Here is an 18,517-nt window from a genome sequence, read left to right as displayed (position 1 = left end):
GTCATCTCTTTTTTGCTAATAGTAAAGAAATGACACAGAATTCTGAACACTACCTTGGCGAAGCCACCCTTGGTCTTGGTCAACTTGCGGAACTGTCTGTGTGCAGCCTCCACCGCATTTGTGATTCTACCCATCAACAACGGACACGCCACTAAGCGGCTAGTTGTTCCAGCGCGGATACCGGCAGCTGCATCTGGATGCCACCGGGCAATGTTAGCTCAACCGAAGCCTGTAAAGCAGGCATAGATATGGGTATTAGCTTAGGGCGGCCCTTATTCTGCTTGCTGAGCTTTAACTGGTATTGCTGGCAATATGCCGTTTGGGAAAGGCCGCTGCTGTTCCAGGCATTGATGTGTTCCTGCCAGAATTCGGCTTTGCTCTGGGTATTCATTGAGATTTCTTGATCGTTAAAGCTCAGGAGAATAGAGAAAATTTGGCTGGTGTTTTAGATGGGGTTACTTGATCGCTTAGTACGTCAGGATAAGCTGGCGGTGAATAAAGGGTGGAAGTCCCTGTGGGGTAAGAGTTAACCACTCACCCCAGCCTCGAGCGTGCGGGTAACCTCACAAGTGAAGTGTTAGCAGAGTTGCTTGCAGGCTAGGTATTGAGCCACGTAATCAAGTTGTTCCGAGTGCTGATGCCGTTAAGCGATGCAGAAAGCAATATGTTACACGCCGTCATTGTAAGGCATGTAACAACTCGGCGGGGTCGGAGACCCTATGCAGGCAAGTACATTCAACGCACGGAACCTGAGAGATCCTGAATGATGTCTCTTCAAATTGAGCCTTGAGAGAGTAAATTGTGAATCGAAAAGCGAGTAATACAATTTATCTTATCTTATCTTATCTTATCTTATCGAATCGTCAGGAAGTCGGACAAAATCATAGTACTGGAGAAGTTCGCGAACAATGCGTTTAGAAATAAAAGCAGCGGAGTGGGTGGAGGGAAGGATTTTGACTGAGAGGAACGCAAGCGAAGTCAACCGTGGCCAGACACAGAGCTGGAGTCCCACGATGTCAGAAATCGCCTGCGTACGTCAAATAGCAAATAAAGATAGGCAGCAATCATTCACGGCCTTAATGCATCATTTTACCTTGGGGCTACTCCGCCAGAGTTTTTATAAACTTAAGCGGCAGGCAGCGAAAGGTGTTGATGGAGTCAGTTGGTATAGCTATCAAGAGGAGCTAGAGGTTCGGCTACTGGATCTACAATCGCGAATACAGCAAGGCCGCTACAAACCAAAACCTGCACGGCGTGTTTACATACCGAAGGGGAATGGAGAGCAGCGACCATTAAGTATTCAGTGCGTTGAGGACAAGCTTGTTCAGCAGGCAGTAGTAACGCTTCTCAATGAAATCTATGAAACCGATTTCAAAGGTTTTTCTTACGGCTTTAGATCAGCACGCAGTCAACACGATGCGTTAGATGTACTCACTTACGGGATTTGCAAAAGAAAGTGAATTGGGTGTTGGATCTGGATATACGTCAGTTCTTCGATACAGTAGAACATGGCTGGCTCATTCGAATGATCCAACATGCGTACGCGATAAGCGGTTGATTAAAATGATTACACCCTGGAAAAAGGTGGGTATGGTTGATGAGGGCGGTGCGAGGAAACCAGCAAACTGTGGGTTACCGCAGGAAGCCGTAATATCTCCTTTGCTGTCCAATCTGGGCATATGAACTATTACAGTGTGCCCGAAAATAGTCAGAGTGTCTCACTGTTTTGTAATGAAATAGTGAAGCGATGGTTTAAAATACTCCGCCGCCGTAGCCAGCGTTTTACGCTTATTTGGAAGCGTTTTGACCCCTGGGTCAGGCGTTTACTTCCATCAGTGCGCGTTGTCCACCCCTATCCAGAAATGAGATTTCGTGTTAAATACTCGAAGTAGGAGCCGTATGCGTTAGTAGCGCACGTACGGATCTGTACGGGGGGCATCGGGTGACCGGTGTTCCTACCGTGACCGGACATTTTAGCGAAAACAGTTTTCACTACATCGTCCATGGGCAGGTATTGTTTTAATTTCAAGTGAGAACCTTATTTTCTCAGTATCTGACCGTGGCTACTACCTATTTTCCCCTTAAAGCTGTCCGAAGTGTTACCATTATTTAGAGGCATGAGTCTTTCTAGGTAATCTATCTTAGACTCTGCGAGATCGACAAAATCTCTACAGCTTTCCGCACCACAAATGACACCAAAGAACATGCTAAGAAATATATCTGGCGGGGCGTGTAGCTTGTGCCGATCAACTCGAGGATCTTCCATATTGCCAAAGTGATGTAAAATGCCAACACTACCCATCTTACCCAAAAACACTCTATGCACTAAAAAGGATGGCTATTCTAGGTCTATTTGTTTGTTTTCATATCGATTGATATGGGACAGCTCTGCCCCTTTATCTGACCGTCAACAGCACAAGCTTGTCCTTCTGAAAGAGTTATGCATCTAAGATTTCGCTCAAATTCTGTGGGCCAGCTGTATTGGCCTGGGTGGTTTTCAGCCGTTTGTTGGAGAATGGATATCGGTATGTGAGCTGAATAAATTTACTTGCTTCGTCAGTAGTTGACGTGCTTTCTCTGCAATCTGGATTGCTTTCCAGGAATATGTAAGTCTCCTGATCGTTAAAAGTCAGGAGTGTATTTGTATAGGTTTCAGTTTTCCAATTAGATTTTTTTGAATACTTACTATGAGGGGAGGTAAATGGATTTTGTTTTCGTTTGGCTATACGGTATGAAGGATTTACATAGGCCGGCTCAACTAAAAAATAGCTGCGTAAACCTAAGCCTGGGTGGTCGAAAATTGTTCACCTCCTCCTAATTGGTACTAATCGAGTAATTTGCGTTGCCAACACCGTTTATCCATACGACTCGCGCTGTAAGCGCTGAAAATATCCACTCCTTAGCTGCGGTTACCATTTTTGGGGTATTGCTAATGGCTGCCTGGGCCCTTTGGTTTTTCACTCAGGAAATCACGACTTACAGTGTGAGTGATCAAGCCAGGTTAGAGCAAGAACATAATACTGTTCATGTCAGTACGCAGAGAGAGGGCAGAGTAGTTTCTATTCTAGCTGTACTAGGCGATACCCTTAATTCAGGAGACCTATTGGTGAAGTTGGATACTTCGTCTTTTGACCTGGACCTAACTGGAGATGGCCTAGTTTTGAACAGTCTTTCCGCTCAGCTTGAATCAATAAAGCTAGAACAGTCCCTGATAGATAATAAGTACGTAGAGGACGATAAGGCCCTGCAGGATCAGCTTCAGATCTACATGCAGAAGTACCAATTACAGCAGAGCAATCAAAAAATTCAGGCGGATGTGACTAATCGTTATGAGATGCTATTGGAGAAGCAACAGAGTTCGGAGCTTGACTATCTTGCTGCGAAGCGTACTTACCAGCAAATGGCAATGGAAACTTTGCAAGTAAAATCGGAAATAGAGCTCATAAAAGATCGGCTGGAGCAAATTTCTCATGAGTATCAGTTAGAGGTCAGTACGCTACAGCAGCGGCGTGCAAACATTGAGCAGAAACTTGTGGAGACTGATACTCGTATTCAACAGAGTAGTTTGGCGGTGAATGAACAAGAGTTGCGCGCACCTATCTCAGGAACATTGGCATCACTTGCTGAGATTCGTGAGGGAGAAGTTTTGCAGGCAGGGCAACATATCGCGACGATTCAGGCTGGTGGAGGCATTTCTGTTCAAGCTTTTTTTCCTCCTGCTCTTGCATTAGGGCACATTCAAGTGGGGCAAGTTGCTAGAGTCAAGCTGGATGGTTTTTCCTGGGCGCGTTATGGGCAATTTGAGGCGCGTGTAGAGCGGATGGCCAGTGCGGTGCAGCACGAGAAAATCTTAGTACAGCTTTCGTTGCAGGGGGATGCTCCCTCCATACTCCCCCTACTCCACGACCTGCCTGCTCGGGTTGAGATTGCTACCGGCACAAAGACGCCCTACCAACTCCTGTTACAAAGAGTTGGAGATATGTTAACGGAGGATAGGGAAATAGAAAGTGATACAAGGGTATCTTTTTAATGAAGAAGCTTCGATGGTTGGTTCCAGAGGTTGTCCAAACCTCCAATATGGATTGCGGCCCCGCATCGCTGAAGTGCCTTCTTGAGGGGTTCGGTATAAATGCACATTACGGCCATTTGCGTGATGCTTGTCAAACGGATGTAGATGGCACATCAATCAATACGCTGGAGAAGATTGCCGTAGAGCTGGGTTTGGACGCAACGCAGATGGTAGTTCCCGTTGATCATCTCTTATTGGATACTCCAGGGTACTTACCGGGTTTGCTCGTTGTGCGGTTGCCGAATGGAAATAATCACTTTGTAGTTGCTTGGCGTAGTTACGGTGGATTAGTCCAAGTTATGGACCCGGCCAGCGGAAGGCGTTGGCCGAGCGTTCGTCGTTTTCTGAGTGAACTGCATATCCACACAATGCGCGTGCCTCCAAAGGGATGGCGGAACTGGGCGGGAACAGATGACTTTATCAATCCCTTGCGAGAACGTATAAGACGTTTAAGAGTTTCAGAGCTACAGGCTTCCGATTTGTGTGAGCGGGTACTACTGACTGGCGAGTGGCACTCATTAGCATTTCTTGATGCCTCGGTACGAATGTTGACAGCTTTGGTTTCCTCTGGCGCAATACGGAAAGGTGATGAGACTGGTAAGCTATTGAGAAAGATAACTGATGAGTATAATGAGGATCCTGCTCAAGCGGATCGCCTAGTGCCAGAGCGCTATTGGTGTGTTCGAGCTGTCTCCTCTCCCGATTCAAATACAAGCCAAACAGTAGATTTTAACTCAATAGAGCTTGGATTTCGCGGTGCTGTCATTGTCAGTATCAAGGGTGTAAGGCCTGCTGAAGAAGTGAAGCCAAAATCTAATGCACTGAATAGAGCATTGGAAGAACCTGCGGTACGTCCCTTATCTCAATTGTGGAGTTTTATCAAAGAGGATGGGTTACTGGCTCCAGTGCTAGTAAGTTTAGCTGTTCTAGGTGCTGTGTTTGGTCTGATGGCGGAGGCTTTACTTTTTCGTGGACTTATTGATATTCAAGGGGAATTAGGTACTGATATACAGCGTATGGGGGCGATATTTATTACACTCGCTTTTATGTTAACCATACTATTGATGCAAGTTCCGGCAGCGAAAGTGCAATTACTTTTGGGGCGACACCTGGAGAGCCGTTTTCGTATGCGTTTTCTTGAATCACTACCAAAAATCCCAGATCATTTTTTCCAAAGCCGTCCTACCTCTGATACCGCTGAGCGCAGTCATCGTATTTCAGCCCTACGTGATCTCCCCGTATTGGGGGGGAGTATCTTGTTTAAAGCTATGTCCTTATGTGCAACCGCACTGGGCATTATCTGGCTGGCCCCTTCAACTGCCTCTTTAGTAATTCTAATGGCTGGGTTACAGATATTTATTCCATTTGTTTTTCAGCCACTGCTCCGGGACCACAATATGCGTGTGCAGACCCATTCTGGAGCTCTTGCCCGTTTTTATATGGATACTCTTTTAGGTGCCGCTCCGATTCAAACTCATGGTGCTGGCGATTCGGTTCGTAGAGAGCATGAGCACCTTTTAACCGAATGGATGAGAGCTGGTTATTCAACTTTACGTATCCAGCTCAATAGCCAAGCCATTCAGCTTATTATTAATAGTGTGTTCGCTTGTATTTTGGTGGTCTTTTGTGTGAACACTAGAGGAGCAAGCCCAGATCTTCTTTTGCTAATTTATTGGATACTTGCTTTGCCTCCCATTGGAGAAGATATAGCCATTCTAATGCGAGAGTATCCACGCCAGCGTAACATATTGCTTCGTGCTTTGGAGCCACTACAGGCAGTAAATCAGGAGGAGGGGGAGGAACATAGTGATGAGCGTTCCAGTGCTGATGTTAGCAGGCCAGTGCATCTGAAATTTGAAGATGTCAATGTCATTGTTAGTAACCGAGCTATTTTGCAGGGTATTAATCTGGATATTCACCCAGGTGAACATGTTGCTATTGTAGGGACATCTGGTGCAGGGAAATCTAGCCTTGCAGGATTATTGCTTGGGTGGCTTAAACCGGCTTCAGGACAAGTTCTGCTTAATGGCGCTGAATTGAGCGGAAGTTTGCAAAGCCGATTCCGGGCGCGCTGTGCCTGGGTAGATCCTGCAGTACAGTTATGGAATACCAGCCTGTTGGAAAACCTGAGATACGGTAATGATTCTGATACTCCACTATTCCCTATTTTGGATCAAGCCGATCTATTAAAGCTAGTAGCCTCTCTACCCGATGGCTTACAAAGTTCTCTCGGAGAGGGGGGGGGGCTAATTAGCGGTGGTGAGGGACAGCGGGTTCGATTGGGGCGCGCACTTGGCCGGAGAAATGTAGATTGCGTAATCCTTGATGAACCTTTTAGGGGGTTGGACAGAGAGCAGCGCGAGCACTTGCTTAGTCGAGTTCGTAAATTTTGGGGATCGGCAACTCTTATTTGTATTACACATGATATCTCTGAAACACAGGATTTCTCTCGTGTATTGGTTATTGATAATGGGCGTATTGTTGAAGATGGTTCTCCAGCCGATCTGAAGTCTGAGAAGTCATCTAGGTATAACCAATTACTAAAATCAGAAAAATTATTACAGCGAAACTGCTGGGGTAGAGAGGGTTGGCGTTATTTGTATATGCAAGATGGGAAAATCTACGAGACGTCTTCGACGATGATGGGAGAGGACTCTCCGAAAATTCCCGAGGAAATTGCTCATGAGTACTGAGAGAGCAGCTAGATTACTGCAATCTATTTGCTGGCCTGGTACGCAACTCGAAGCAGCAGTACAAAATCTCAGTAGAAAGGGAAAACTGATTTCCGGAAAAAGTAACGTCGTTGGCCATCATTCTTCACAAGAAAAGAGCGTCAATGAGCGTTTATATTCTACAGCAAATATTTTAGATGTACATGTTGAACAGGTTCGTTGTAATTACGATCAATTATCCATAATGCTAAAAAGAGTTTCTCCAGCTCTAATTCGACTCGAGTTTGACGAGGATGAATTCTTTCTTGCGATATGCGGAACAAGTAGTAAGCATTTGCATTTACTTTCACCGTCGCTTCGGGTTGTGAAAATCCCAGTTCGCGAAGTAATTGAGCAGCTTGTCTATGAGGAGGCAAAGCCTATTAGGCAGCGTATTAACACGTTGTTTAATAATTCAGGAATTCTGCTTGCCAGGAGAGAGAAGGCCATTAGAGCGCTTTTGGACGAAAATTTAGCCAGCTTCTATATTGATACGTGTTGGATTTTACGTCAGCCGACACATAAGTCGGTTTGGGATCAGTTGCGGCATAAGGGGCTATTATTTCGTTTTATCACAATGCTCGGTTGCCGCGGAGTACAGCTTTGCTTTTTTGTGATGAGCTGGTGGCTTATTGGTCGGGCTATTTTGGGAGGGTATATTGATGGAGGTTGGCTAGTTGCATGGATATTGTTGGTGGTGACACAAGTCCCCATATCCTTAATCACTGCCCGATTGCAAGGCGGTATCTCGGTGGAAATGGGAGCGCTTCTAAAGCGGCGTCTTATGGCCAGCGCTTTACATATTGCGCCGGGAGAGGTTCGTCATATGGGAGTTGGCCAGGTTTTAAGTCGAGTCTATGATGCGGAAAGTATTGAAGCAGGAGCATTGCAGGCTGGGTTTCGGGTTATTCTCGGAATATTGGAATTATTTTTCGCTGCATTAGTACTATTTTGGGGTGGGGGCGGTCTACCCTACATTGTTGGATTGTGTTTTTTTTCGGTAACAGCCGTTTATTTTGGGCGGAATTTGTATTTTAGTCGTCGGGATTGGACTGCTCAGCGAATAACTATGACACATAGCCTAGTTGAGAAAATGATTGGTCATCGCACCCGACTAGCTCAGGAAAAGCCTGAGCAATGGCATCGGGATGAGGATGGTGAACTTAGTGAGTATCTACAACGCTCTGCCGCAATGGACAGTCAGGTTGTTTATTTGGTGACATTGTTACCACGGACTTGGTTGTTGTTAGGAATTCTAGGTTTAATACCAGCTTTTGTTTCTGGAAGTGGCGATAACGCTGCACTAGCAGTAATTCTAGGTGGCGTATTATTGGGTTACCGGGCGGTAGGAAATTCAATGTCTGGTTTCACTGCGGGGTTGAATGCTTTAGTGGCCTGGGAAAGAATCAGAGATATTTTTAAGCTGGAAACGGTAAATGCCAATGGACAGTCGACCAAGGGTCAAAGTGTGGGTTTGGAAGCTGGCGCCGTACCTAAAGATCAACCCCTTTGTTTCTTACGTGATTTAAGTTTTGTGTACTCAAAGAAGAATAAACCAGTCCTGAATGGCTGCAATTTGAGTATTTTCCCCAGTGATCGTGTACTTTTACAAGGGGCTTCGGGCTCAGGTAAATCGACTTTGGCTAGTATTCTTGTGGGGCTGAAAAAGCCAACCGATGGCTTGTTGCTTCTTAATGGGTACGATAGTTCTAGTATTGGTTGGGGGGGAGTAAAGAAATTTGTGGCTTCAGCTCCTCAGTTTCATGAAAATCATGTGATGGGTGATTCTTTTCTTTTTAATCTCCTTATGGGGGGGGCGTGGCCGCCAGATAAGGATAGCTTGCTAAAGGCCTATAAAATTTGTGATGAACTCGGACTTTCTCCCCTTTTGGAAAAAATGCCAGCAGGTATGCTGCAAACAGTGGGGGAAATGGGATGGCGATTGTCACATGGCGAAAAAAGTCGACTATTTATTGCGCGATCGCTTTTGCAGGATTCTGAGTTGGTTGTTCTCGATGAAAGCTTTGCTGCACTCGATCCTGAAAGTTTGAATCTCGCTATGGAGTGTGTACGTAAGTACTCAAAGACTTTAGTTGTGATCGCTCACCCATAATTATTGGTTAGTATTGGCGCAATGGGTTCTATTCGAGTTAAGCTTAAGTTCATCCAGCTAGTTTACTTGAGAGTTGGATGTTTTTCTTAACTGGAATATATTTAAGGAGAGTTATTATGAATGCTGAAACCGATATCCAAGCTGGTCCCGAAGGGGCAATTGCGTTGCCTGATGAAACCTAGGTTAAACTTATAGTACATAGGGATTAGGTTCTTGCTTCTAGTTAAGCTCCAAGGAGAGTTGTTAGTGAATTTTCTATCAATAATTTCTTGAGAGTTCTCACATAAAAAAGCCCGTTTTCCGCGGGCTTTTTTGTGCATAAAACTTAAGTTTTTAGCTTCTTATAATGCATCCGGTGCGGCGTAGTATCCTGACCTTTACGCTGTACAAAGTCTTCGTGGTACTCGGTGTAGTTACCTTCGAAGAAGACCGCTTCACTTTCGCCTTCATAGGCGAGGATATGGGTGGCTACACGATCGAGGAACCAGCGATCGTGCGAGATGACCAGAGCGCAGCCGGGAAAGTTGAGGAGGGCTTCCTCGAGGGCGCGCAGGGTTTCGATATCCAGGTCGTTGGAGGGTTCATCCAGCAGCAGTACGTTGGCGCCTTGCTTGAGGGTGTAGGCCAGGTGCAGGCGTCCGCGCTCACCGCCGGAGAGTTCGCCTACGCGCTTCTGTTGATCGCTGCCCTTGAAGTTAAAGCGGCCAACAAAGTTGCGCGAGCCCACTTCGTAGTTGTTAATCTTGAGCATGTCGTGGCCGTCGGAAATGGCCTCCCACACGGTCTTGCTGTCATCCAGATTTTCGCGGCCCTGCTCTACATAGGCAACCTTGACGGACTCGCCAATATTGATTTCTCCGGAGTCGGGTTGCTCGGTGCCGGTGATCATGCGGAACAGGGTAGACTTACCGGCGCCGTTGCCGCCGACAATACCCACAATGGCCCCCTTGGGTACGCGGAAGGAGAGATTGTCGATCAACAGGCGCTCGCTGAAGCCTTTACTCACCCCTTTTAATTCAATCACATTGTCGCCGAGGCGCTCGCCGGGCGGAATGTAGATTTCGTTGGTCTCATTGCGGGCCTGAAAGTCCTGGGACTGCATTTCTTCCAGGCGGGACAAGCGGGCCTTGCTCTTGGATTGGCGACCCTTGGGGTTCTGGCGTGCCCATTCCAGTTCCTTTTGCATGGCTTTGGCACGGGCTTGTTCACCGCGCTGCTCCTGCTCCAGGCGTTTTTCTTTTTGTTCTAACCAGGTGGTGTAATTGCCTTCCCAGGGAATGCCGTGGCCGCGGTCCAGTTCCAGAATCCAGCCGGCGACATTGTCGAGGAAATAGCGGTCGTGGGTGATGGCCACTACGGTGCCGGTAAAGTCGTGCAGGAAGCGTTCCAGCCAGAATACAGACTCTGCGTCCAAGTGGTTGGTGGGCTCGTCCAGCAGGAGCATATCTGGACGGGATAGTAACAGGCGGCATAAGGCCACTCGGCGCTTCTCACCGCCGGAGAGGTTTTCCACCTCGGCACCCCAGGGGGGTAGGCGCAGGGCGTCTGCAGCGACTTCCAGGCGGTGCTCCAGGTTGTGGGCGTCCCAGGCCTGGATAATATCTTCGAACTGCTGCTGTTTTTTTGCCAGGGCGTCGAAGTCTGCATCGGGCTCGGCGTAGTCGGCGTAGACCTGTTCCAGTCCGGAGAGGGCGTCGATGGCTTCGCTTACACCTTCTTCCACATTGCCACGCACCGTTTTGCTGGCATCAAGTTGGGGCTCTTGGGGCAAGTAGCCCACTTTGATACCCGGCATTGCGCGGGCTTCGCCGTTATAGTCCTGGTCGACCCCGGCCATAATACGCAACAGGGTGGATTTACCGGCGCCGTTGAGGCCCAGCACGCCAATTTTGGCGCCAGGAAAGAAGGAGAGAGAGATGTCCTTGAGAATCTCGCGCTTGGGGGGCACTACTTTGCCCACCCGGTTCATGGTGTATACGTATTCGGCCATTTGGGGTTCCGTAATGGGTGTTGGAATCGGTCAGAAGTTGCCGGCAACTTATCAGTTTGCGTAAAAAGTGCAACTCGCTGTGCCTGGGTTAGGGGCTGTACTCGTGTGTGGCTGACGTTGAATGTGATCTGTGCTTAACTGCGACACTATCTAGTACAAGAGCAATAAGACGAGTAACAATGGATCAGGATTCCCCGGTGTTGTTTTCTCGGCGCGGCGCCCTGGCGATCGCGACCCTAAATCTTCCCAAGGCACTTAACGCCTTAAATTTATCGATGATTGATCTGCTCTCCGCCCAGTTGGATAGTTGGGCTGAGGACGATGAAGTCGCGGCAATCTGGATTGATGGCAGCGATGACAAGGCCCTCTGTGCCGGTGGCGATGTGGTGGCACTGTACCGGGAATCCGCCGCTTACGGTGAGACTCCAGATTACCGCTACCCCACTGATTTTTTCTCCCATGAGTATCGCCTGGACTACAAAATACATACCTGTGCCAAGCCAATCGTGGTGTGGGGAGGGGGCATTGTTATGGGGGGCGGGATTGGCATTATGGCCGGTGCCAGCCACCGTATTGTGACTGAAACTACCCGTATGGCGATGCCGGAAATTACCATCGGCCTGTTTCCCGATGTGGGTGGCAGCTGGTTTCTGAATCGTATGCCTGGACGCCTGGGGCTTTTCCTGGGGTTGACCGGTGCTCCGTTCAATGGTGCCGATGCCCTGTTTGCAGGTATGGCTGATCGTATTATCGCGCAGAAGCAGCGCAAACCGGTATTGTCAGCACTGCAAGCTCTCGACTATAGCGGGGATATTGTTGCCAATCATCGAAAGGTTAACGACTGCCTTAAGGCCTTTGAACTCCCCCCACTGCAGCGACCCGAGTCCGCGTTGCGAGAACATTACGACCAGATACAATTGTTCACCGATTTTTCTACTCTGCCGGAGGTCTGTGCGGCCATCAGCGCTTATCAAGGTGTGGATAAGTGGCTGCAGCGTGCGGCGTCTACTTTGGCTGGTGGCTCTCCACTCACCCCTTGGGTTGTGTGGGAACAGTTGCGGCGATCGCGCCACCTGTGCCTGGCCGATATTTATCGCATGGAGCTGGTGCTTGCAGTGAACTTGTGTGGCAGCGGTCACTTTAAAGAGGGCGTGCGCGCCCTGTTGGTTGATAAAGATCGCGAACCCAAGTGGCAGCCGGCGAGCTTGAAAGAAATTTCTCCCGGCCAGGTTGAACAATATTTTGAAGAGCCCTGGGGCGGGGAGCACCCCTTAGCCGATTTATAGAAATACCGGTTTATAGAGCGACCCTGGCCGCTATGCGCCAGGGGCACCAACAATAAAATATGGAGTGGCATTTATGGAAAAAATAGCCTTTTTTGGTCTGGGAAATATGGGCGGCCCCATGGCTGCGAATCTGGCGAAAGCCGGTTACACCGTGGCAGCATTCGATCTGAATTCCGACGCACTGGTGCAGGCTCAGCAGGACGGCTGTATACCCTGCGAAAGTGCGCAGCAAGCCATTGAGGGGGTGGATACTGTCATTTCCATGTTGCCCAGTGGAAAAGCGGTAAAAGGACTCTATTTGGGGGGGGAGGGGCTGTTACAGCAGCTTCCGGCGGAGACTCTGGTGATCGATTGTTCGACTATCTCTGCAGAGGATGCATGTCTGCTCAGCGAGGCTGCAGTTGCCTGCGGGCTTCGCGCAATCGATGCGCCAGTGTCTGGTGGTACTGCGGCTGCACAGGCGGGGACACTCTGTTTTATGTGTGGTGGTGATGCGGCGGCTTTTGATGCAGCGCAAGCCCTACTACAGGTGATGGGCGGAAAGACCTTTCATGCCGGTGCCGCTGGCGCCGGGCAGGTGGCCAAAATCTGCAACAACCTGCTGTTGGCCATCCATATGACGGGGACTGCCGAAGCGCTGCAGCTAGGGGTAGACAAGGGCCTGGATGCAAAAATTCTTACCGAGATTATGCGGGAGAGCTCCGGGAATAACTGGTCGCTGGCTAACTACAACCCCTACCCGGGCACTATGGAAAATGTTCCTTCAGCAACCGGTTATTCAGGGGGGTTTAGTGTGGCGCTGATGCTGAAAGACCTGGGGCTCGCGATGGATGCCGCCTCTACCAGTGCATCCTCTACGCCGATGGGGGCCCTAGCAAAAAATCTTTATCAGTTGCACGGTACCTCCGAGCAGAACCAGCAATTAGACTTTTCCAGTATTCAGAATATGTTCCGCCGCCCGGCTGGAAGTCTGACTTAGAATTTCCTGCCCTTTAAAAGCGCAGCGGCTTGGCAGTACAGTCGCCGCGCTATCTGGTACCTCTGGGTGTTTTAACCTCAATATAAGATTGTCATCGAAAGTAAAAATTTGCGCCAGTTCGCAAATTAAAGAAGCAGTACCAAATAGTGCCTGCTGGCCGGTTCCCTCCCGCAAGACGAGCCGCTATCTTCGCCGCCCTTCCCAGAGAAGGGCCTCCCCTAACAGAGCGCACTAGCTGTGCCGCTGCGCTACCTCATTGGATTTTTTTCCAGGTAATTCGGCAGCTTGATTTGGATCAAGCAGGCTCAAGCAGTCAGCGGGTAACCTGTCCGCGACTTGTGATTGTGCCTGGAGGGGGCTCCGTCCTGAGTCGGGAAAAATGCCAAATCGCTATATGGAGAAGTTAATGAATCGTGTAACTGCTTGTGCGACTGCCGCTTTAACTGCGGTACTTTCTGCACCAGTACTGGCTTATGAACAAGGCAGTTTTATTTTGCGCGGTGGTATCGCCACAGTCGCACCCGATACCAGTTCCAGCGCACTTTCCCTGAATGGGGGCGAAATTGCCCAAACCGGTGTTGACGTAGATAACGGCTCTGCCTTAGGTCTGACCGGGGTCTACATGTTCCGCGACCACTGGGGTTTGGAGCTGGTTGCCGCAACGCCGTTCAGTCATGATATCGAAGTAGTTGGTGAAGGCCTGGGTAGCTTTAATCTGGGTGAAACCAAGCACCTGCCACCAACCCTGCTGGTGCAATGGTACCCCATGGAGCCGCAATCCAATATCCAGCCCTACGTTGGCTTGGGGGTGAATTACACCGCTTTCTTTGATGAGGAAATCAGTAGCACAGCGGATGCTGCATTTGCGGCCCTCGGCGCTACAGGTGATGCGGAGCTGTCCCTGGATAACTCTTTTGGCCTGGCTGCAGAAGCCGGTATCGACTTTACCTTCGGTGTCGATCAGCGCTGGCTCTTTAATATGTCTGTGTTCTGGATGGATATCGAGACCGATGCCACAGTCAAAGTACCTAACCTAGGTAAAGTGACTGCCAATGTGGATATTGACCCACTGGTTTACATGGCCGGTCTGGGCTACCGCTTCTAAAAGGGAGCGAAAATAGGTCTGGGGTAGAGCAGTCACTGTGGTTTTCTGGTCGAAGACTCGGTGACTGCTTTTTTGTTTGTGTCGGTTTTCCACGCAAGCTACTCAATGAGGTGTGAATGAATATGAAGCAAGAGACTAAAAGCCATGTGGGAGGGCTATCTGAAGAACTCTTATCCCGCTATAGCGGACCCTGCCCGCGTTACACCTCATATCCGACCGCTGACCGCTTTCACGCTTTAAATGGAATCGAACCCTGGGCCGCCCTGCAGGATATTCGCAGTTTGTCCCTCTATGTTCACATTCCCTTCTGTCGCTCCCTCTGTTATTTCTGTGCTTGCAATAAAGTTATTACTCACCAGTATGGGCTGGCTTCCAGCTACCTGGACCACGTCTTGCAAGAGGCGCAATGGTACCGGGATAAAGTAGCCAATGTCCCTGTTACCCAGCTGCACCTGGGAGGGGGTACCCCAACCTTCCTGAGCGATAGCGATATGCGTCGGTTGATGGCGGGCTTGTCTGAAATTTTTGAGCTGCACCCCGGAGAAGGGGTTGAATACAGTATTGAAGCTGACCCGCGCACTCTGGAACTCGAGACTTTGGATACTTTGCGAGAGTTGGGCTTTAACCGATTGAGTCTGGGGGTACAGGATTTTGACATTGAGGTGCAGCGATCGATAAATCGCATTTGCAGTGCCGATCAAGTCACCGAGCTAACAGTGGCGGCCCGCGAGCGCGGCTTTGAGTCAATTTCCTACGATTTGATTTACGGCCTACCTAAACAGAATTTAAGCAGCCTACACCGTACCTTGAACAAGGTCCTGGATCTGCAGCCAGACCGCATCGCGCTTTATCATTACGCACATTTGCCACATCGCTTTAAAGCGCAGCGCTTGATTGATACCGATTTAATACCGTCTTCTACTGAAAAGGTAGCGATGCAGCTGGCTGCCGTGGAGCATTTAGGAAAAGCGGGGTATGAATTTCTCGGTATGGATCACTTCGCCCGCCCCGGTGATGAATTGGCAAAGGCAGCACATGCTGGAATGTTACAACGCAACTTCCAGGGTTATACCCTGATGCCCGCAGATGCGCTAGTGGGCCTGGGAGCATCAGCTATCAGCTATAGCCGCGATGGGTATTGGCAAAATCTACACCGCTTAAAAGAATATACCCAGGCGATCGGTGAAGGAAAGTCTGCAGTCTGCAGAGGCTGGTTAATGGATGATGAAGATCGCTTGCGCCAGTGGGTTATCAGTGAGTTGATGTGTCGTTTACGTTTGGACAAAAGGCTCGTAGAGCAACGCATTGGTGTCCCCTTTACAGAATATTTTTCTGAAGAATTGGCGCGTCTACAACCTATGTTTGACGATGGTCTTATTTATCAGGATAGCGAAAATATTATCGTTACTGATGAAGGTCGCTGGTTTGTGCGTAATGTTGCCGCTGCATTTGATAAGTATTTGCACAGTCAACAAACAGATGCAAAATATTCCCGAGTTCTATAGCGAACGGTAGGAGACGAACGCGCCGGTAGCCGTTACAATTGCGGCAAATTAGTTTACCGGCCGGTTTAGTATGATGGACTCCTCTGTAGCGGTTAGTTGTAGCAGCTGTTCAGTCAGGCGTTTGTGCCTGCCTGCGGGCTTGTGTCAGCCAGATATTGATCGGCTTGAACAAATTACGCGTCGGAAAAAAATCATTAAAGCTGGGGAAAGCCTCTATCGCTCTGGCGATCCTTTTGCAAATCTGTATGCGATTCGGTCAGGTAGCTTTAAAACGGTAGTGATCGCAGCGGATGGCGATACTCAGGTTACTCACTTTGCATTGCCTGGGGAATTGCTTGGCTTGGATGCCTATAGTAGCCGGGTACACCCCAGTTATGCGGAGGCCTTGGAAGATAGCAGCGTATGCCTGCTACCTTTCACGCAGCTGGAAATTCTTGCCCAGCAGGTGACAGCACTTCAGCAGCAAATCTACAGTATTTTTTCTGAAGAACTACGCCAGGAAAATGATATTTTGATGCTTCTGGGTAAGCGTTCTGCAGATACTCGCCTGGCAGCATTATTAATTAATATATCCAGTCGTTATGCGCGGCGTGGTTACTCTCACAGTGCTTTTGTTCTGTCGATGCCGCGTACCGATATTGCCAACTATCTCGGGCTTACAGCGGAGACGGTAAGTCGGCTTTTCTCGCGCTTTCAACGAGATAATTTAATTAAAGTGAGTGGCCGATCAATAGAAATTATCGATTTGGTGGGGCTCAGTGAACTCGCTGGTACTCACTGCGGATACGATGATGACTAATTAGCCGGCCTGACTCTGCAATCAGGCCGGTATCCAATCAGACTTTTACCTTTGTCTCAATAGCGGCAATAATCTCGGCCCATTTTTGTTTTTCAGTTTCGGATATATAGCTGGCTTTAAAGCTGTTTAAAGCCAGCTTCTTTGCCTGCTCTTTACTCATGTTTAGGCTTTCACTGAGGGCCAGATAGTTTTTGTTGACGTAGCCACCAAAATAAGCCGGATCATCAGTGTTGACAGTGACACATAGGCCGCGATCGAGTAGCGATAAAATGGGGTGCTGGCTCATATCGTCATAGACGCAAAGTGCAGTATTGGATAATGGACAAACGGTCAGGGGGATATTGTCTTGTTTCAAGCGCTCAATAAGCGCCTCATCTTCTACACAGCGAACACCGTGATCAATACGGCTCACATCGAGCAAGTCGAGAGCTTCTACAATATATTCAGTGGGTCCCTCTTCACCGGCATGGGCAACGCGCTCCAGCCCCAGCTCTTTAGCCATCGCAAAGACTTTCTGGAATTTGCTCGGCGGATGTCCCAGCTCAGATGAATCCAACCCGACGCCTTTAATGAGTCCCAGATAAGGCTTGGCGATTTCGAGGGTATCAATTGCTTCGTCCTCACTCAGATGCCGCAAGAAGCATAAAATCAAGTGGCTGCTAATACCCCAGTCATTGTTCGCATCGCACAGCGCCTTATTGATACCACCGATGACCACGCCAATATCAATGCCTCTTTCGGTATGAGTTTGGGGGTCAAAGAAAATTTCAGTATGGACCACATTGTCTTCACGGCAACGTTTGAGATATGCCATGGTCAAGTCATAAAAATCTTGCTCGTGGATCAGTACTGACGCCCCTTGATAGTAAATATCGAGAAACGACTGCAAATTATGAAATTTATAGGCCGCCTGAATTTCGTCAACGCTGGAAAAGGGAATTTCGATATTGTTGCGTTTGCTCAATTCAAACATTAATTCTGGCTCTAGCGAACCCTCAATATGGAGGTGGAGTTCGGCTTTTGGCAGCGCTTTAAGAAAGTTTAAATCGGCAATGGACATAAAAATACCTTGTTGCAGGGGCTGAGTTTAAATGGGGGGTTGTCAGAAGTTGTACCGCCCAGGAATAGAGTTGACGGCTGGGTCGAGCGCGTACAGGGGAACTTATGATATCAGGTTCCGTCGGCCAGAGAAAAAGCCGTGGCTCCGGTATCGATTATTGGTCCCTATGCTAGAGAAGACATGGAGGCAAGTACTGTCGCCCCACCGATCAAATGGCTTTTATCGCAGAATTGGGCTGGGAAAGGCTCGTCTACAGACTCGCCTCCCCGTCCGCAACTTTACACTGATAAGTTTACTTGTGTTGTTGTTATTTATACTACACAGGGTAGTTTACATGTTGGGGCGTAAATCCCGCAAAGGAGCGAAAGGTAGCCCTGATTACGGGCACTTCAACCGGGTTGGGACAGAGTTTGGTGCTAAAAATGACCAGCTGGGGCTCACGGTTTATGCCACCATGAAGGATACGTCTAAAGCCGAGCCGCTTGTTTCAGCCGTGTCAGCGGGGGCTTCACTCAAGGTTATGTCTCTGGATGTTACCGATTCAGAGAGTATTCAGGCCTGTGTCGATACGATTTTGAAGGAATCGGCGTCTATCGACGTGCTTATTAACAATGCCGGGGTAGGGTTTGTAAAAACTACAGAGCATATTAGCGAGGATGAATTGCGTTGGAATACCGACGTTAATTACCTGGTCGTGGTCCGCTGCACCAAGGCGGTTTTACCTCATATACGCAGAGCATGCAGCGGTCACGTTGTGAATATTTGATCGGTGGGTGGATTGGTAGGGCAGCCGTTTAATGAAATTTACTGTGCGGCCAAGTTTGCCGTTGAGGGCTATACCGAGGCCAGGGCTGTCCCATATAAATCGGTGTAAAAACGAACAGAATAGACCTAAAATAG

The 18,517-nt window shown here is 48.7% G+C and carries 14 protein-coding genes and 1 pseudogene; 11 read left to right on the top strand and 4 right to left on the bottom strand.

The features are described from left to right. Nucleotides 1-151 precede the first annotated feature (151 nt). Nucleotides 152-391 (bottom strand): IS66 family insertion sequence element accessory protein TnpA, encoded by a 240-nt coding sequence (gene tnpA / locus MO867_RS15835; RefSeq protein WP_252470858.1) that lies wholly within the window; start codon nt 389-391, stop codon nt 152-154. A 622-nt stretch (nt 392-1,013) separates the two neighbouring features. Here tnpA and MO867_RS15830 point away from each other — a divergent pair. Further along, nucleotides 1,014-1,460: a reverse transcriptase family protein gene (locus MO867_RS15830; RefSeq protein WP_252470856.1), complete on the top strand. Its 447-nt coding sequence runs from the start codon at nt 1,014-1,016 to the stop codon at nt 1,458-1,460. A gap of 578 nt (nt 1,461-2,038) precedes the next feature. Here the strand turns inward: MO867_RS15830 and MO867_RS24045 are convergent. Next, complete coding sequence (locus tag MO867_RS24045; RefSeq protein ID WP_373565896.1) at nt 2,039-2,302, bottom strand: transposase family protein; 264 nt, start codon at nt 2,300-2,302, stop codon at nt 2,039-2,041. Nucleotides 2,303-2,932: 630 nt separating this feature from the next. On the opposite strand from MO867_RS24045, the gene MO867_RS15825 reads away from it, so the two are divergent. From MO867_RS15825 to MO867_RS15815, 4 genes and pseudogenes are all read left to right on the top strand, one after another. Then, a complete protein-coding gene (locus tag MO867_RS15825) occupies nt 2,933-4,030 on the top strand; it encodes an HlyD family secretion protein (protein WP_252470854.1) in 1,098 nt (365 codons plus the stop codon). Next, nucleotides 4,030-4,410: pseudogene (locus MO867_RS24040) on the top strand (cysteine peptidase family C39 domain-containing protein); the annotation flags it as partial. The gene MO867_RS15825 and the pseudogene MO867_RS24040, both read left to right, overlap by 1 nt. 264 nt (nt 4,411-4,674) lie before the next feature. Then, the gene (locus tag MO867_RS15820) at nt 4,675-6,762 is read left to right on the top strand and encodes an ATP-binding cassette domain-containing protein (protein WP_252470852.1); all 2,088 of its coding nucleotides are present in this window, start codon (nt 4,675-4,677) and stop codon (nt 6,760-6,762) included. Further along, nucleotides 6,752-8,893, top strand: a complete 2,142-nt coding sequence (locus tag MO867_RS15815) for an ATP-binding cassette domain-containing protein (RefSeq protein WP_252470850.1) — start codon at nt 6,752-6,754, stop codon at nt 8,891-8,893. Before MO867_RS15820 ends, MO867_RS15815 begins: the two co-directional genes overlap by 11 nt. 325 nt (nt 8,894-9,218) lie before the next feature. On the opposite strand, the gene ettA is transcribed toward MO867_RS15815, so the two are convergent. Further along, nucleotides 9,219-10,883, bottom strand: a complete 1,665-nt coding sequence (ettA, locus tag MO867_RS15810; RefSeq protein WP_252470848.1) for an energy-dependent translational throttle protein EttA — start codon at nt 10,881-10,883, stop codon at nt 9,219-9,221. A gap of 179 nt (nt 10,884-11,062) precedes the next feature. Between ettA and MO867_RS15805 the strand changes: the two genes are divergently transcribed. The 5 genes from MO867_RS15805 to fnr all read left to right on the top strand — a co-directional run bounded on the left by MO867_RS15805 (nt 11,063) and on the right by fnr (nt 16,557). After that, on the top strand, nt 11,063-12,169 hold the full coding sequence (locus tag MO867_RS15805; protein WP_252470846.1) for an enoyl-CoA hydratase/isomerase family protein: 1,107 nt from the start codon (nt 11,063-11,065) through the stop codon (nt 12,167-12,169). 73 nt (nt 12,170-12,242) lie between these two features. Next, nucleotides 12,243-13,148, top strand: coding sequence for a 3-hydroxyisobutyrate dehydrogenase (gene mmsB / locus MO867_RS15800; RefSeq protein ID WP_252470844.1), 906 nt, complete (start codon nt 12,243-12,245; stop codon nt 13,146-13,148). 406 nt (nt 13,149-13,554) lie between these two features. Continuing rightward, nucleotides 13,555-14,253, top strand: a complete 699-nt coding sequence (locus tag MO867_RS15795; RefSeq protein ID WP_252470842.1) for an OmpW/AlkL family protein — start codon at nt 13,555-13,557, stop codon at nt 14,251-14,253. A gap of 122 nt (nt 14,254-14,375) precedes the next feature. Continuing rightward, complete coding sequence (gene hemN / locus MO867_RS15790; protein WP_252470840.1) at nt 14,376-15,758, top strand: oxygen-independent coproporphyrinogen III oxidase; 1,383 nt, start codon at nt 14,376-14,378, stop codon at nt 15,756-15,758. Nucleotides 15,759-15,828: 70 nt separating this feature from the next. Continuing rightward, nucleotides 15,829-16,557 carry a fumarate/nitrate reduction transcriptional regulator Fnr gene (fnr, locus tag MO867_RS15785; RefSeq protein WP_252470838.1) on the top strand — a complete coding sequence of 243 codons (729 nt, stop codon included), beginning with the start codon at nt 15,829-15,831 and terminating at the stop codon, nt 16,555-16,557. A 37-nt stretch (nt 16,558-16,594) separates the two neighbouring features. Here the strand turns inward: fnr and MO867_RS15780 are convergent, their stop codons facing one another. After that, on the bottom strand, nt 16,595-17,617 hold the full coding sequence (locus MO867_RS15780; RefSeq protein WP_252470836.1) for an adenosine deaminase: 1,023 nt from the start codon (nt 17,615-17,617) through the stop codon (nt 16,595-16,597). Between the two features lie 334 nt (nt 17,618-17,951). Here MO867_RS15780 and MO867_RS15775 point away from each other — a divergent pair, with 334 nt between their 5' ends. Then, nucleotides 17,952-18,383: an SDR family NAD(P)-dependent oxidoreductase gene (locus tag MO867_RS15775; protein ID WP_252470834.1), complete on the top strand. Its 432-nt coding sequence runs from the start codon at nt 17,952-17,954 to the stop codon at nt 18,381-18,383. Nucleotides 18,384-18,517: the final 134 nt, after the last annotated feature.

This window comes from Microbulbifer okhotskensis, assembly GCF_023895975.1.
Lineage (GTDB): Bacteria > Pseudomonadota > Gammaproteobacteria > Pseudomonadales > Cellvibrionaceae > Microbulbifer > Microbulbifer okhotskensis.
This window is presented reverse-complemented; position numbering and strand designations above follow the sequence as displayed.

Excerpts from the sequence above, each read along its gene's own strand:
- tnpA (WP_252470858.1), bottom strand. The coding sequence starts at position 391 with ATGAATACCCAGAGCAAAGCCGAATTCTGGCAGGAACACATCAATGCC.
- MO867_RS15830 (WP_252470856.1), top strand. The coding sequence starts at position 1,014 with ATGTCAGAAATCGCCTGCGTACGTCAAATAGCAAATAAAGATAGGCAG.
- MO867_RS24045 (WP_373565896.1), bottom strand. The coding sequence starts at position 2,302 with ATGGGTAGTGTTGGCATTTTACATCACTTTGGCAATATGGAAGATCCT.
- MO867_RS15825 (WP_252470854.1), top strand. The coding sequence starts at position 2,933 with ATGGCTGCCTGGGCCCTTTGGTTTTTCACTCAGGAAATCACGACTTAC.
- MO867_RS15815 (WP_252470850.1), top strand. The coding sequence starts at position 6,752 with ATGAGTACTGAGAGAGCAGCTAGATTACTGCAATCTATTTGCTGGCCT.
- ettA (WP_252470848.1), bottom strand. The coding sequence starts at position 10,883 with ATGGCCGAATACGTATACACCATGAACCGGGTGGGCAAAGTAGTGCCC.
- MO867_RS15805 (WP_252470846.1), top strand. The coding sequence starts at position 11,063 with ATGGATCAGGATTCCCCGGTGTTGTTTTCTCGGCGCGGCGCCCTGGCG.
- mmsB (WP_252470844.1), top strand. The coding sequence starts at position 12,243 with ATGGAAAAAATAGCCTTTTTTGGTCTGGGAAATATGGGCGGCCCCATG.
- MO867_RS15795 (WP_252470842.1), top strand. The coding sequence starts at position 13,555 with ATGAATCGTGTAACTGCTTGTGCGACTGCCGCTTTAACTGCGGTACTT.
- hemN (WP_252470840.1), top strand. The coding sequence starts at position 14,376 with ATGAAGCAAGAGACTAAAAGCCATGTGGGAGGGCTATCTGAAGAACTC.
- fnr (WP_252470838.1), top strand. The coding sequence starts at position 15,829 with ATGATGGACTCCTCTGTAGCGGTTAGTTGTAGCAGCTGTTCAGTCAGG.
- MO867_RS15780 (WP_252470836.1), bottom strand. The coding sequence starts at position 17,617 with ATGTCCATTGCCGATTTAAACTTTCTTAAAGCGCTGCCAAAAGCCGAA.
- MO867_RS15775 (WP_252470834.1), top strand. The coding sequence starts at position 17,952 with ATGTTGGGGCGTAAATCCCGCAAAGGAGCGAAAGGTAGCCCTGATTAC.